The organism is Streptomyces huiliensis (assembly GCF_020037025.1).
Taxonomy (GTDB): Bacteria; Actinomycetota; Actinomycetes; order Streptomycetales; family Streptomycetaceae; genus Streptomyces; species Streptomyces huiliensis.
The window spans coordinates 1-498 of record NZ_JAIQLH010000566.1; the positions used below are offsets into that span (position 1 = coordinate 1).

Below are 498 nucleotides of genomic sequence, written 5' to 3' on the forward strand. Positions count from 1 at the left end.
CCCTCGACGCGGGGGGCGCCCGTTTCGTCCGGCTGCCGCGCGGGCCGCCGTCGGAGGGCGGCCGGCGCGGCGCGCAGGCGGATCCGCTCGGCGGGTCCTTCCAGGACGGGCACCACGACCTCGGCGGTCCGCGCGCCGGGCGCCGCGTCGGCCGGCGCGCCGGGGCGGGGACGTACGCCGTGGTCCAGCGCGGTGACGGCGGTTGCGACGGCGAGCAGCCCCGCGGCGGCGTGCGGGTGACCGAAGAGGACGCTGTTGTCCACCACGGGGTCGTCGTCGGCGGTCGCGTCGTCGGCGAGGTGCGAGGCGACGACGAGGTCCGGGGGCGCGGCGTCGACCTCAGCGCCTTCGCCGGTCCTGTTGCCCCCGTCGGCCCCGTCGGCCCCGTCGCCCCCGTCGTCCAGCAGGGCGAGGACGCGGTCGCCGTCCCGCTCGGCGTCGGCGAGCCGCTTGAGGACGAGGACGACGGCCGCGTCCCCCGCGGCGCGGGACCGGCCG

General features: G+C 80.7%; 1 protein-coding gene. It reads right to left on the bottom strand.

Going from position 1 to position 498, the window contains the following annotated elements:
- A partial coding sequence (locus JNW98_RS35885) for a hypothetical protein (RefSeq protein WP_223772423.1) occupies positions 1-498 on the bottom strand: 498 nt, incomplete at both ends.